We start from the raw sequence: 13,108 nt of genomic DNA on the forward strand, positions 1-13,108 counted from the left end.
GCATGCCGCAGTCGCGCCCCCTCGCCGTCTCGATGGGCGATCCTGCGGGGATCGGACCTGAAATCATCGCCAAGGCTTGGGCCGCGCGTGTTGCGCACGACCTGCCTCCTTTCGTTGCGATCGGCGACATCCGGGCGATCGAGCGGGTCTGGTCCGGGCCCGTGGTCCGGATCGCGGATCCTACCGAAACGGCCACGGTATTCGCAGGCGCGCTGCCGGTGCTGAGCGTCGAAGACGCGGGCGAGATCGTGCCAGGGAATCCGGATGTCGAGGGCGCCCGTTGCGCCTTGCACGCGCTCGAGCTTGCGGTGGGACTGGTCAAGACCGGAGCAGCACGCGCACTGGTCACGGGGCCGGTATCGAAGGCAAAGCTTTATGCGATTGGCTTCACCCATCCCGGGCAGACGGAGTTCGTCGCTGAACGGTTCGGCGTCGCGGGCGAGAATGCCGTGATGATGCTCGCCGGCCCGTCGCTCCGTGTCGTGCCGATCACGACGCATGTACCGCTCGGCGACGTCGCGTCCCTGCTGTCGGTCGATCTGATCGTCGCAAAAGGGCGGGCGACGGCGCGCGGCTTGACGCGCAATTTCGGGATTGCGGCTCCAAGGCTCGCCTTTGCCGGGTTTAATCCGCATGCGGGCGAACAGGGCGCGCTCGGCCGTGAGGAGATTGATATCATCGCCCCAGCGATCGACCTGCTGCGCGCGGAGGGCATCGACGCGACCGGGCCTTTTGCGGCAGATACCTTGTTCCACCCGCGCGCGCGCGCGACCTATGACGCGGCACTCTGCTGCTATCACGACCAGGCGCTCGTGCCGCTCAAGACCATCCATTTCGACGAAGGCGTCAACATCACGCTCGGGCTGCCGATCGTGCGCACCTCGCCTGATCACGGCACGGCATTCTCGATCGCCGGTAAGGACCTTGCCGAACCGGGTGCCATGATTGCGGCGATCGCGATGGCCGGCCAGGCATCCGATCGGCGTGCCGCGCAAAGCGCCGAAAGTCGATGATCGCCCCGGCAACGGTCCTCCCCCCGCTGCGCGAGGTGATCGCGCGGCACGGCCTTAACGCCAGCAAGGCGCTGGGGCAGAATTTCCTGTTCGACGGGCAACTGCTGTCGCGCATCGCCGCTGTGCCGGGTGACCTGCACGACGCTGAAGTCCTCGAAGTCGGCCCAGGTCCCGGTGGACTGACCCGCGCCCTGCTTGCGGCGGGTGCGCGCGTGACGGCGATCGAGCGGGATCACCGCTGTATCCCGGCGCTGGCCGAACTGGGCGAGGCGTTCCCGGGGCAGTTGACGGTCATCGAGGGCGATGCGCTGGTGATCGACGCACCGGCGTTGTTCAAGACAAAGCCACACATCGTCTCCAACCTGCCCTATAATGTCGGTACCGCCTTGCTGGTCGGCTGGCTGTCGGCGGACTGGGTGCCATGGTGGCAGTCGCTGACGCTGATGTTCCAGAAGGAGGTCGCTGAACGGATTGTCGCGACCACCAATAGCGACCATTACGGACGTCTGGCGGTGCTGGCACAATGGCGAAGCGCGTCGCGGATCGCGATGCCGGTCCACAGGTCGGCCTTCACGCCGCCACCCAAGGTCATGTCCGCGGTCGTCCACATCACGCCACAGGCTGCGCCCGAGGGTGTCGACTTCGCCCTGCTCGAACGGCTGACCGGCGCCGCTTTTGGACAACGCCGCAAGATGCTCCGCCAGAGCCTGAAGTCGGTGCCTGGCGCTCTCGATGCGCTGGAGCGGATCGGGATCGATGGGACGCGACGCGCGGAGACCTTGTCGGTGCTGGATTTTGTGGCACTGGCGCGCGCCGCGAAGACACGGCCGCTCACCGTCAGCGGCTGAGGTCGTCCCGCTCAGTCCTTGGCGGGGGTCGTGGGCTTTACGACCTGCGCGGTCGTGATCGGCGGCCCCTTGGCGATGATCGCGGCAAGCTGCACGGCTTCAGGGCACTGACCCTTGCAGATGGTGCGGATCTTGGCAAGGTTGTCGCGGGCCCGGACGACCGCGCCCTTCATCACCAACGCACTGCCCTGCCCCTGCAACGCGGTGACGTCGTTGGGCTCGAGCAGCAGCGCCTCGCGGTAAAGGCGGATCGCCTTGCCCGGCAGTTCGCGTGCCTCTGCGACCCTGCCCAGTTCGACGAATGCCGCGCGATTGCGCGGATCCACCGCGACCGCGGTTTCGAGCATGTCGGTCGCACCGTCGAGATTGCCGGCCGCCTTCAGGCTGCGCCCCTGTGCGAGCAGTTGCAACGACCGCGCATCAATCTGCGTATCGGGCCGTTGGCCGCTCAGCGACGTCGATACGGACACGACCGTCAGCGCGGCGGCAACGGCAACGGTCGAAAAACGCATGATGGTCTCCAGGCGGGGCACAGCGGATTTGGCTAGCATGGGCTGATAAGGCGCGCGACAAAAAATCCGTCGGTGCCGTCGCGGCCGGGCTCGAGGCGAACCCCGTGGCCGTGGACAGCGCCTGCGGGCAACGACAGCGGCGCGGTCGTCCAGCCGGGATGCGCGCCCAGGAACCACGCAACCTGGTCCGTGCCTTCTGCATCGAGCAGCGAACAGACGATATATACCAATGCACCGCCCGGTTTCACTAGCGTTGCCGCGACCGACAGGACCTGCTGTTGGGTCGACTGCAATCTGGACACGCGGTCGGGCGTCAGGCGCCAGCGCGCCTCGGGATTGCGTCGCCACGTGCCTGTTCCCGAACAAGGCGCATCAACGAGCACGCCGTCCGCACGGCCTGCCCATTCGCTCAACGCCTCGATCTCACGGGTCGGGTTGAGCAACTGCGTCTCGATGATCACGGCCCCCGCACGCGTCGCGCGCGGCGCCAGCCGTGACAGCCGGTTACGATCGGTATCGCAGGCAAGGACGGTACCCGTGTTCGCCATCATCGCGGCAAGCGCGAGCGTCTTGCCGCCAGCGCCTGCGCACAGGTCGACGATCCTTTGGCCGGGCTTGGCCTGCATCGCGAGCCCAACGATCTGGCTGCCCTCGTCCTGGACTTCCAGCGCCCCCTCATTGAACAGCGGCAATGCCTCGACATTCGTGCCGGTCGGCAGCCGGATGCCGTCGGGAGCGTGCGGTGTCGCCTCAGCCTCGGGCAATGCGGCGAGCACGGCGGGACGATCCGCGATGAGTGTGTTGACGCGTAGGTCGAGCGTCGCACGCCCGGCAAGATCGGTGAGCGCCGCGCCGTCGAGTCCCGATGCCCGCAACGCCTTGGTCAGCCATTGCGGCGCGACGCCGGCGCGTGCGCGCGGTTCGTCCTTGCCGATCGGCGCTGGTGCATGGGTAGAGCCGTCGAAGGTCGCGGCCAGCGCGGGGTCGGCATCAGCGACCAGCAGCATCGCGGCACGACCGTCCTCAGGCCGATCCCCTGCCTTGCGGATCGCCGCATAGACGAGCTCACGCACGGCGCGACGGTCCTTCGACCCCGCATAGCGACGCGTGGCGAAGTAGCGGGCGATGAGCGTGTCGGCTGCCGCGCCGCTCTCCCGGGCAGCGGCGATGATCTGGTCAAGCAGTTCGATCGCGGCCTGGGTCCGTGCCGACGGGGTCAAGGCCGGCCTCCCGGGACTGCGCAATATCGGGTAGTGATTTGGTAGGGGATCATCATCATCCCCTGCCCCTACCCCCTCCCGGACGCAGAAGGGAATGATTTCAGGTATCCGCTCGCCACATTCCCGGCCGGCGGGCCCTCCCGATCCCGTTGCGGCATCGGGAGGCGTCGATGCTAGCGCGTCGGGTAGTTCGGGGCCTCGCGCGTGATCGTGACGTCGTGGACATGGCTCTCCATCAGGCCGGCACCGGTGATCTGGACGAATTCCGCGCGTGCCTGCAGATCCGGAATCGTCGCCGACCCGGTATAGCCCATCGCTGCCTTGATCCCGCCGACGAGCTGGTGGACGACGTCGCGTGCCGGACCCTTATACGCAACCTGCCCTTCGATGCCCTCGGGAACCAGCTTCAGCTGGTCCTTGATATCGCCCTGGAAGTAGCGATCCGCAGACCCGCGCCCCATAGCGCCGACCGAACCCATGCCACGATAAGATTTATACGCGCGGCCCTGGTAGAGGAAGGTTTCGCCCGGCGCCTCGTCCGTCCCGGCGAGCAGCGACCCGATCATCACGGTCGATGCGCCTGCAGCCAGCGCCTTGGCCATGTCGCCCGACGTGCGGATACCGCCATCCGCGATCACCGGTACGCCGGCCTTGTGACCGGCCTCGGCGCAATCCATCACGGCCGTCAACTGCGGCACACCGACGCCGGCGACCACCCGCGTGGTGCAGATCGACCCGGGGCCGATGCCGACCTTGATGCCGTCCGCGCCCGCGTCGATCAGCGCGCGGGTGGCGTCGCCCGTCGCGACGTTGCCGGCAACGACCTGGACCGAGTTGGACAGTTTCTTGACCCGCTCCACCGCACGTCCCACGTCGCGGTTATGCCCATGGGCCGTGTCGATGACGATCAGGTCGCATCCGGCGTCGACCAGCTGTTCCGTGCGATCGAAGCCCTTGTCGCCGACGGTCGTCGCCGCTGCGACACGCAGGCGGCCCGCTTCGTCCTTGGTCGCATCGGGGAACATGACGGCCTTTTCGATATCCTTGACCGTGATGAGGCCGACGCAACGATACTCGGCATCGACGACCAGCAGCTTTTCGATGCGACGCTGGTGCAGCAGCCGGCGCGCTTCCTCCTTGCCGACCTCGGTCGACACGGTTGCAAGATTCTCGTGCGTCATGAGCTCGCTGACCGGCTGCTGCGGGTTCCCGGCGAAGCGAACATCGCGATTGGTCAGGATCCCGACCAGCTTGCCATCCGACTCGACGACCGGAATGCCGCTGATCCGATGGCCGGCCATCAACGCCTGCGCCTCGCCCAGAGTGGCGGTCGGCTTGATCGTGATCGGGTTGACCACCATCCCCGATTCGAACCGCTTGACCTGACGGACCGCGACAACCTGTTCCTCGATCGTCAGGTTACGGTGCAGCACGCCGATACCGCCGAGCTGCGCCATGACGATCGCCATGTCCGCTTCGGTCACGGTGTCCATTGCGGAGGACAGGATCGGAATGTTGAGGGCTATGCCCCGCGTTACCTGGGTCCGCGTGTCCGCCTGGCTTGGCAGCACGTCCGATTCCCCCGGATACAGAAGGACGTCGTCGAAAGTGAGGCCGAGGCGGATATCCATGAAAGCTGCCGATCCTGGGTGTGGGGTGGCGCGCCATGTAACCAAAGCGGGCGCGCACGGCTAGGCCCCTCTGCGCACGCCGTGCTATAGCCAAGCACTACACGCATGGGGGATATTCCGATGGGGTTGATTGTCGCCGGGCTCGCAGTGGCGCTGGTGCTGTTCTATTTGATGACCAGTATCAAGATCGTACGTCAGGGCTATCAGTACACGATCGAGCATTTCGGCAGATTCACAACCGTCGCGCGGCCCGGTTTCAATTTCTATCCGGCGTTTTTCTACCGCGTAGGGCGGAAGGTGAACATGATGGAACAGGTGATCGATATTCCCGGGCAGGAGATCATCACCAAGGACAATGCGATGATATCGACCGACGGGGTCGTGTTCTTCCAGGTGCTGGATTCGGCCAAGGCCGCCTATGAAGTGTCCGACCTGTATCAGGCGCTGCTGCAGCTCACGACGACCAATCTTCGCACCGTTATGGGCTCGATGGATCTCGACGAGACGTTGAGCAAGCGCGACGAGATCAATGCGCGATTGTTGAGCGTCGTCGACCACGCAACGACGCCGTGGGGCGTCAAGATCACCCGGGTGGAGATCAAGGACATTCGTCCGCCAGCAGACATCGTCAACGCCATGGGCCGCCAGATGAAAGCCGAGCGCGAGAAGCGCGCGAACATCCTCGACGCGGAAGGGGCACGCGCCTCAGAAATCCTTCGGGCAGAGGGCCAGAAGCAGGCACGGATCCTGGAGTCGGAGGGCCGCAAGGAATCGGCCTTTCGCGATGCCGAGGCCCGCGAGCGCGCGGCCGTTGCCGAAGCGTCGGCCACCCGGGCGGTGTCGCAGGCGATCGAAGAGGGCGGTGCCCAGGCGATCAACTATTTCATTGCGCAGAAATATGTCGAAGCAATCGGCAAATTCGCCACCTCGCCCAATGCGAAGACAATCCTGTTTCCCGTCGAGGCGACCCAGTTGATGGGAACGCTGGGTGGCATTGGCGAGATTGCGAAGGATGCCCTGCGCGACACGGTGCCGCCGACCACCTCGCAAGCGAAGCCCGCGCCTAAGGGACCATTTGAACTGTCGAACGCCAACGAGGTGCCGAAAAGCTGATGTATGGGATCGGACCGGCCGTCGCATGGCTGATCGCTGCGCTGGTGTTGGGGATCGCGGAACTGGCTGTTCCGGGGGTTTTCCTGGTCTTTCTGGCGATCGCCGCAGCGTTCACCGGGGTGATGGCGTTCGCGCTGCCGGACCTGCCGGTCGCCGTACAGCTTGGCGCCTTCGCGGTCTGGAGTGTGGTCGCGGTCACGATCGGCAAACGATGGTATCGTGACTATCCGGTCGAGGGCGGGGATCCACTGTTGAACGACCGCGCGGCGCGATTGATCGGCCAGATCGTGATCGTCGAGACGGCGCTCGTTGGTGGCCAAGGCCGTGTTCTCGTCGGTGACGGCAGCTGGCCCGCACGCGGGCCCGACGCGGCGGTCGGCACGCGGGTCAGGATTGTCGCGGTGATGGACGGCGCGGTGGCTGTGGAACCTCAGTAGACGATTGTCGCAACGTCTCGGATGGTCCGTTCAATTTCAATGGCCGGACCAGGAATGGCTCAACGCCGAATCCCGATCCGGCACGCGCAGTTCTATCAGGCTGCGCATTCGGTTACGCGGCTTCGGTCACTTTCGGCGCCGCCTGCATCACACTGGCATCGACGTGATCCGAGAACTGCGCGAAATTCTCGACGAATAGATCGACCAGCTTAGCCGCTGTTGCGTCATAGGCATCGGTATCTGCCCATGTCGTCCGCGGATCGAGGATGGCATCGTCGACGCCTTGTACGCTCACCGGAACCTGAAACCCGAAGTTCGGGTCCGTCCGGTATTCGGCAGTCTTCAGACTTCCGTCCAGCGCGGCGTTGAGCAGCGCACGCGTCGCCTTGATCGGCATCCGGCTGCCGACGCCATATTTGCCCCCGGTCCAACCCGTATTCACCAGCCAGCAGTCGACCCCGCCGCGGGCAATCCGCGCCTTCAGGAGATTACCATAAACCGAGGGATGCCGCGGCATGAACGGAGCGCCGAAACACGTCGAGAACGTCGCATCGGGCTCGGTCACGCCGATTTCCGTGCCGGCGACGCGCGCCGTATAGCCCGACAGGAAATGATACATTGCCTGATCCGGGGTCAGTTTAGCTATAGGTGGGAGCACACCATAGGCATCGGCGGTCAGCATCACGATGTTCCGTGGAACCGGACCCATATTTTCCGCCGAGCTGTTTGGAATGAAGTCGATCGGATAAGCACCCCTGCTATTCTCCGCCAGCGTGTGATCGTCAAGATCCAGCAGGCGCGTCGTGGGATCCATCACGACATTCTCGAGAACCGTTCCGAACCGCTTCGTCGTCGCGAAGATCTCGGGTTCGGCATCGGCCGACAGACGGATCATCTTGGCGTAGCAGCCACCTTCGAAGTTAAAGACGGCGGTATCGGACCAGCCATGTTCATCGTCGCCGATCAGCGTTCGGCTGGCGTCGGCACTCAATGTCGTCTTGCCGGTGCCAGAAAGCCCGAAAAACACCGCGGTATCGCCGTTTGCGCCCATGTTTGCCGAACAATGCATCGGCATCACGCCGGCCGGCGGCAGGAGGTAGTTGAGAAGGCCGAAGACCGACTTTTTCATTTCCCCGGCATATTTCGTACCCCCGATCAGGATAAGCCGATCGGTGAAATTGACGGCGATGACGGTTTCGCTGCGGCAGCCATGCCGCGCAGGATCGGCCTGGAAGCTGGGCAGATCGATGATCGTATAGTCGGCTTGAAAGCCTTTCAGCGCTGCCGCTTCCGGACGGACAAGCATCGTCCGGATGAAGAGATTGTGCCAGGCGAGTTCCGTGACGACGCGAACATTCACCCGGTGATCGGGTTGCGATCCGCCATATAGGTCCTGAACGAACAGCGTATTCTTCTGCGCCAGCGCGGCGTAGAAATCTGCCTTCAGTGCGGCAAAGTGCGCCGGAGCCATCGGCTTGTTGCTCTTGCCCCACCAGACGGTCGCGTCGGTTTCCGCGTCGCGGACGATGAACTTGTCCTGAGCCGAACGTCCGGTATGGGCGCCCGTTTCGACGACCAGGGGCCCGTCGGCGGACAGACGCCCCTCACCCCGGTCGAGCGCGGCTTCGACCAGCTGCGCGGTCACCAGATTCCAGTGCACCTCCGCATGTGTTTCAATTCCCTGCGCATCGAGCCCTGAGGCAGGGGTTCGCAAATCAGACACGGCATCTCTCCATAAGACACTTGCGCATACGTATGTATATCGTTGAGGCTCGATCTAGGCGGGCCTGTGATCCGGGTCAATTCGACCGGAGGGCGTGCAACTCACGCCGCGGTCTGGTGTACCCCGGTTGAGTACGCTAGCACTTTGCCCTACGCAGCCCGAGATTTATCCCGGCGGGCGCCAAGAAGATGACAGCCAGACCATGACGGCAACGATCGCGCTCGTCGATGACGACCGAAACATCCTGACGTCCGTGTCGATCGCCCTTCAGACCGAAGGGTTTGTCACGCGGGTCTATTCGGATGGCGAGACCGCGCTGAAGGCCTTGACGGACAATCCCCCCGACCTGGCAATCTTCGACATCAAGATGCCCCGTATGGATGGTCTGGAACTGTTGCGGCGGCTGCGCGAAAAGAGCCAGATTCCTGTCATCTTCCTGACCAGCAAGGACGACGAGCTCGACGAGGCGCTTGGTCTTGCGATGGGGGCGGACGACTATATCGCGAAGCCCTTCTCGCAGCGGTTGCTGATTGCGCGGGTCCGGGCGATCCTGCGGCGCGCGGAACTGACCCGGTCGCCTGGCACGGAGACGGAGGCCGAGGCGGCCGGGCCGCTCGACCGGGGACGGCTCAGCATGGACCCGGCGCGCCACCGGACCTTATGGGCAGGCGAGCCCGTGACGCTGACGGTGACGGAATTCATGATCCTCGAAACGCTCGCGCAGCGGCCGGGTATCGTCAAGACGCGCAACCAGTTGATGGACGCCGCCTATCAGGACGACATCTATGTCGACGACCGGACGATCGACAGCCACATAAAGCGGCTTCGTCGCAAGTTCCGACAGGTCGATCCAGATTTCGACGCGATCGAAACGCTGTATGGGGCAGGCTATCGGTTCTCCGAAGATTAGCATGGGACGGAGCGATCCGGGCGACGACGTGGGCGATCGAACCGAGGATGACGGTCGCGATCTGACATTACGCTGGTCGGGTCAGATCTCGCTCACGCGGCGCATCCTCGCCGTCAATATCTTTGCGCTCCTGCTGCTCGCAGGCGGCTTTTTCTACCTCGATTCCTATCGCAGCCGGATCGTCGACAGCCGCGTCGCGCAGGCCGCACGCGAGGCGCGGCTGATTGGTGAGGCAATCGCCGCAGTCGATCCGGCGCTGCGTGAGCCGCTCATCGTTCGGCTGGCGCAGGATACGGGCTCGCAGATCCGGGTCTTCGACCGCGACGGGCAGATCATCAAGGACAGTCGCGCACTGGGGCTGCGCAGTTTCGTGCTGCACGACCCGGACAAGGAAGACTGGGGGCAGGATGCGGCGCGCTTTCTCGACGCGGTCATCGACGTGGTCGTGATGGCGCCCCGCGCACCGCTTTACCGCGAACGCGGCCCGCGCCAACGCTGGCCCGATGTAGAGGACGTGCGGCTGCGGCATGGCATCTCCACGACGGTCTGGCGCGCGCCCGACCGCACCCCGGTGATAACGGCTGCGGCCCGCGTGCCGGGCGGCGGCGTCGTGATGACGACGGTGAACGCGCGCGACATCACGCGCACCGTGCGTATCGAACGCTTCCGCCTGAGCATGGTGCTGTTGCTGGTCTCGATCGTGTCCGTGCTGCTGTCGCTGTTCCTCGCACGAACCATCGTCCGGCCCCTGCGCCGTCTTGCTCGGGCGGCGGTGCGGGTACGGCTCGGACGCGCGCGCGAGGTCGTTGTCCCTCGGCTGCCGTCGCGCCGGGATGAATTGGGGATGCTCGCCCGCGCGCTGTCGGACATGAGCCTGGCGCTCCGGGCTCGCATCGACGCGACCGAAGCCTTCGCTGCCGATGTTACGCATGAAATGAAGAACCCGCTGGCGTCGTTACGGTCTGCGGTAGAAGGGCTGTCACGCGTGCAGGATCCCGCCCTCCAGGAGCAGCTGATGGCGATCGTGCGAGATGATGTCCATCGACTAGATCGGCTGATCTCCGACATCTCCGACGCGTCGCGACTCGACGCACAGCTCAGCCGGGCAAAGTTCGAACCGATCGACATGGTCAGCCTGATCGACGGCTTGCTGTCGCAGCGCCTCGCTCGCGACGTCGAACGTGATATCCGCTTTCGCTTCGATCGCAGCGACGATGGCCCATTCGTTGTGCTCGGCGAAGGCGCCCGGCTAGAGCGCGTGATCGAGAACTTGATTGACAACGCGTTGTCTTTCTCGCCAGACCGTGGCCTGATCACGTTGTCCGCAATCCGCGGCGCTTACGAGGTCGTCCTTCGTGTCGAGGATGAGGGCCCGGGCGTCCCTCCAGACGCACGCGATGCGATCTTTCGCCGCTTCCACTCGGTCAGACCTGACGGCGAAGCCTTCGGCCGTCACTCCGGATTGGGGCTCGCCATTGCGCGCACCATCGTCGAGGGGCATCAGGGCACGATCACCGTCGAATCGCGCGAGGATCGGCTGGGCGGTGCCCGGTTCGTAATCCATCTGCCGCTATATGCACGATGAGGGAGCTCTAGTTCTGTCTGTCCTCTCGTCCGATCGCCTGCATGCGACGACCGTCTCGATCGGCGGCCAGGGCGTCCTGCTGGAAGGACCTTCCGGCATCGGCAAGTCCGACCTCGCCCTTCGCCTTATCGACCGCGGCGCAATGCTGGTCAGTGACGACCAGACCATCGTCGTGCGGTCGGGGACCCGGCTGCTGGCGCACGCGCCCGCTTCCATCGCTGGCCAGATCGAGGTTCGGGGTCTGGGCATTATCGCCATGCCCTATGTTGTCGACATACCCATCGCCCTGCTCGTACGGCTAGGAGGACAGGTTCCGCGGATGCCCGAACTTGAGGCGCGGCGGATCGCTGGTGTCGATATCCCGGTCCTCCTGCTCGAACCACGCCAGGCGTCCGCTCCACTGAAGGTTGAACTGGCTCTGACACACGGAATTCTCGCCGCATGACGCGCCAATCAAAGCCGATCCTGCTGATCACCGGCATGTCGGGCGCGGGCAAATCGACCGTTCTCAAGACGCTTGAGGATCTGGGCTGGGAGATCGTCGACAACCTGCCGCTCCTGCTGCTCGATCGGCTGCTGGATACGCCGCGCGCACAGGGACAAATGGATGATTCCACCCCCCTGGCGATTGGTATTGGCTCGCAAACGCGCGATTTTGATGCCGATCGCATCATCGGGCGTATCCGCGATCTGCGCGATCGGCACGGTCTGGAAATCGGGACGCTGTTTCTCGACTGTTCGGGGGTAGAACTCGAGCGACGCTATTCCGAGACGCGGCGGCGGCATCCGCTAGCCCCCGATCGCCCCGCGGGCGACGGGATCGCGCGCGAGCGTGAAATGCTGCGGCCGCTGCGCGACTGGGCGAACAGGTTGATCGACACGACGACATTGGCGGCCAACGAACTGGCGCAACAGATCCGCCACAGCTTCGCGCAGGACGATCAGGGTGCTCCGACGCTGTCGATCCAGTCGTTCGGCTTCGCGCGCGGGCTACCGCGCAACGCTGACCTCGTCTTCGACATGCGGTTTTTGCGAAATCCGCATTGGGATCCGCAGCTGCGTCCTGGGACCGGACTGGATGCGGAGGTTGCGCAATATGTCATGGCCGATCCGGCCTATGAAGCCGCTGTCAGCCGCATCGAGGATCTGCTGCTCCTGTTGCTGCCGCGCTACAAAGCGGAGGGCAAGTCCTATGTCAGCGTTGCGATCGGGTGTACCGGAGGGAGACACCGATCGGTTCATGTCGCCGAACGGATCGCCGGACGGTTGCGCGCAGAGGGTTTTTCGCCCACGGTAAACCATCGCGACCTGGGGGCCGCGCCGCAGGACTCGCTTGAGGGACCACCGGTCGGCTTATGAGTATGAAGCGTCTGATATGATCGGCCTAGTTTTGGTGACCCACGGGCGGCTCGCCGACGAGTTCGTGACCGCAATGGTCCATGTCGTCGGCCCGCAGGAACGTGTCGCGGCAATCGCGATCGGCCCGGATGACGATATGGAGGAACGCCGCGCGGATATCGCGACGGCGATCGCCGAAGTCGATGCGGGGCGCGGCGTGATCGTGCTGACAGACCTGTTCGGCGGTACCCCGTCCAATCTTGCCATCTCCCTGATGGAGCGGGGCCGGGTGGAGGTGATCGCGGGAATGAACCTACCGATGCTGATCCGTCTGGGGTCGGCGCGCAAGGCGATGACGGTCGTGGCGGCGGTCGCTGCCGCCCGCGAAGCCGGCCGGAAATATATTTCCGTCGCATCCGAGGTTCTCGGCGAGGCGGCAGCGTGACCGCGGTCGCGCGCACGGTCCTGATCACCAACCGCCGAGGATTGCATGCCCGGGCCAGCGCAAAATTTGTCACGCTTGCCTCCTCGCAACCTTGCGACGTGCTGGTTGAAAAGGACGGCGCGGGCAGCGTGACGGGAACGTCGATTATGGGGCTGATGATGCTCGGGGCCGCGATGGGCGACTCGATCGTCATATCGGCGACCGGCGATGGCGCGGATGAAACCGTTGCCCGGCTGGTCGAGCTTGTCGAAGCCAAGTTCGGCGAGGATTGAGCCCCCTTCCCCGCAGCGCTTGCCGCGCCGGGTTGCGGCGGGCATGAGCGGCGCGTGCTGA

Annotated in this window: 14 protein-coding genes; 10 read left to right on the plus strand and 4 right to left on the minus strand. The window is 64.7% G+C overall.

Annotated elements, in window-relative coordinates:
- Window positions 1–2: 2 nt before the first annotated feature.
- Both pdxA and rsmA read left to right on the plus strand, forming a co-directional pair.
- Window positions 3–1,013 carry a 4-hydroxythreonine-4-phosphate dehydrogenase PdxA gene (gene pdxA / locus ASE89_RS09625; RefSeq protein WP_082451376.1) on the plus strand — a complete coding sequence of 337 codons (1,011 nt, stop codon included), beginning with the start codon at window positions 3–5 and terminating at the stop codon, window positions 1,011–1,013.
- Window positions 1,010–1,861 (plus strand): 16S rRNA (adenine(1518)-N(6)/adenine(1519)-N(6))-dimethyltransferase RsmA, encoded by an 852-nt coding sequence (rsmA, locus tag ASE89_RS09630; RefSeq protein ID WP_056676736.1) that lies wholly within the window; start codon window positions 1,010–1,012, stop codon window positions 1,859–1,861. Before pdxA ends, rsmA begins: the two co-directional genes overlap by 4 nt.
- 11 nt (window positions 1,862–1,872) lie before the next feature.
- Here the strand turns inward: rsmA and ASE89_RS09635 are convergent, their stop codons facing one another.
- The 3 genes from ASE89_RS09635 to guaB form a co-directional block, all read right to left on the minus strand.
- The gene (locus ASE89_RS09635) at window positions 1,873–2,373 is read right to left on the minus strand and encodes a tetratricopeptide repeat protein (RefSeq protein ID WP_156363403.1); all 501 of its coding nucleotides are present in this window, start codon (window positions 2,371–2,373) and stop codon (window positions 1,873–1,875) included.
- A gap of 32 nt (window positions 2,374–2,405) precedes the next feature.
- Complete coding sequence (locus ASE89_RS09640) at window positions 2,406–3,593, minus strand: RsmB/NOP family class I SAM-dependent RNA methyltransferase (RefSeq protein WP_056676745.1); 1,188 nt, start codon at window positions 3,591–3,593, stop codon at window positions 2,406–2,408.
- 173 nt (window positions 3,594–3,766) lie between these two features.
- Window positions 3,767–5,224, minus strand: coding sequence for an IMP dehydrogenase (guaB, locus tag ASE89_RS09645; protein ID WP_031393400.1), 1,458 nt, complete (start codon window positions 5,222–5,224; stop codon window positions 3,767–3,769).
- 120 nt (window positions 5,225–5,344) lie between these two features.
- On the opposite strand from guaB, the gene ASE89_RS09650 reads away from it, so the two are divergent.
- Window positions 5,345–6,337: an SPFH domain-containing protein gene (locus ASE89_RS09650; protein WP_056408332.1), complete on the plus strand. Its 993-nt coding sequence runs from the start codon at window positions 5,345–5,347 to the stop codon at window positions 6,335–6,337.
- The gene (locus tag ASE89_RS09655; protein WP_056676748.1) at window positions 6,337–6,774 is read left to right on the plus strand and encodes an NfeD family protein; all 438 of its coding nucleotides are present in this window, start codon (window positions 6,337–6,339) and stop codon (window positions 6,772–6,774) included. Before ASE89_RS09650 ends, ASE89_RS09655 begins: the two co-directional genes overlap by 1 nt.
- Before the next feature lie 112 nt (window positions 6,775–6,886).
- On the opposite strand, the gene ASE89_RS09660 is transcribed toward ASE89_RS09655, so the two are convergent.
- Window positions 6,887–8,497: a phosphoenolpyruvate carboxykinase gene (locus ASE89_RS09660; RefSeq protein ID WP_056676750.1), complete on the minus strand. Its 1,611-nt coding sequence runs from the start codon at window positions 8,495–8,497 to the stop codon at window positions 6,887–6,889.
- A 202-nt stretch (window positions 8,498–8,699) separates the two neighbouring features.
- Here ASE89_RS09660 and ASE89_RS09665 point away from each other — a divergent pair, with 202 nt between their 5' ends.
- The 6 genes from ASE89_RS09665 to ASE89_RS09690 are packed head-to-tail and all read left to right on the plus strand — an operon-like array spanning window position 8,700 to window position 13,047.
- On the plus strand, window positions 8,700–9,407 hold the full coding sequence (locus ASE89_RS09665) for a response regulator transcription factor (RefSeq protein WP_031393404.1): 708 nt from the start codon (window positions 8,700–8,702) through the stop codon (window positions 9,405–9,407).
- Window position 9,408: 1 nt separating this feature from the next.
- Complete coding sequence (locus tag ASE89_RS09670; RefSeq protein WP_056676756.1) at window positions 9,409–10,992, plus strand: sensor histidine kinase; 1,584 nt, start codon at window positions 9,409–9,411, stop codon at window positions 10,990–10,992.
- Window positions 10,982–11,437, plus strand: coding sequence for an HPr kinase/phosphorylase (locus ASE89_RS09675; RefSeq protein ID WP_056676761.1), 456 nt, complete (start codon window positions 10,982–10,984; stop codon window positions 11,435–11,437). The genes ASE89_RS09670 and ASE89_RS09675 overlap by 11 nt, the downstream gene beginning before the upstream one ends.
- Entirely contained in the window at window positions 11,434–12,351 is a 918-nt protein-coding gene (gene rapZ / locus ASE89_RS09680; protein WP_056676764.1) for an RNase adapter RapZ, read from the plus strand. Before ASE89_RS09675 ends, rapZ begins: the two co-directional genes overlap by 4 nt.
- A gap of 16 nt (window positions 12,352–12,367) precedes the next feature.
- Entirely contained in the window at window positions 12,368–12,775 is a 408-nt protein-coding gene (locus ASE89_RS09685; RefSeq protein ID WP_031393408.1) for a PTS sugar transporter subunit IIA, read from the plus strand.
- Window positions 12,772–13,047 carry an HPr family phosphocarrier protein gene (locus tag ASE89_RS09690; RefSeq protein ID WP_031393409.1) on the plus strand — a complete coding sequence of 92 codons (276 nt, stop codon included), beginning with the start codon at window positions 12,772–12,774 and terminating at the stop codon, window positions 13,045–13,047. The genes ASE89_RS09685 and ASE89_RS09690 overlap by 4 nt, the downstream gene beginning before the upstream one ends.
- Window positions 13,048–13,108 lie beyond the last annotated feature (61 nt).

The organism is Sphingomonas sp. Leaf30, from assembly GCF_001422525.1.
Taxonomy (GTDB): Bacteria; Pseudomonadota; Alphaproteobacteria; order Sphingomonadales; family Sphingomonadaceae; genus Sphingomonas; species Sphingomonas aerolata.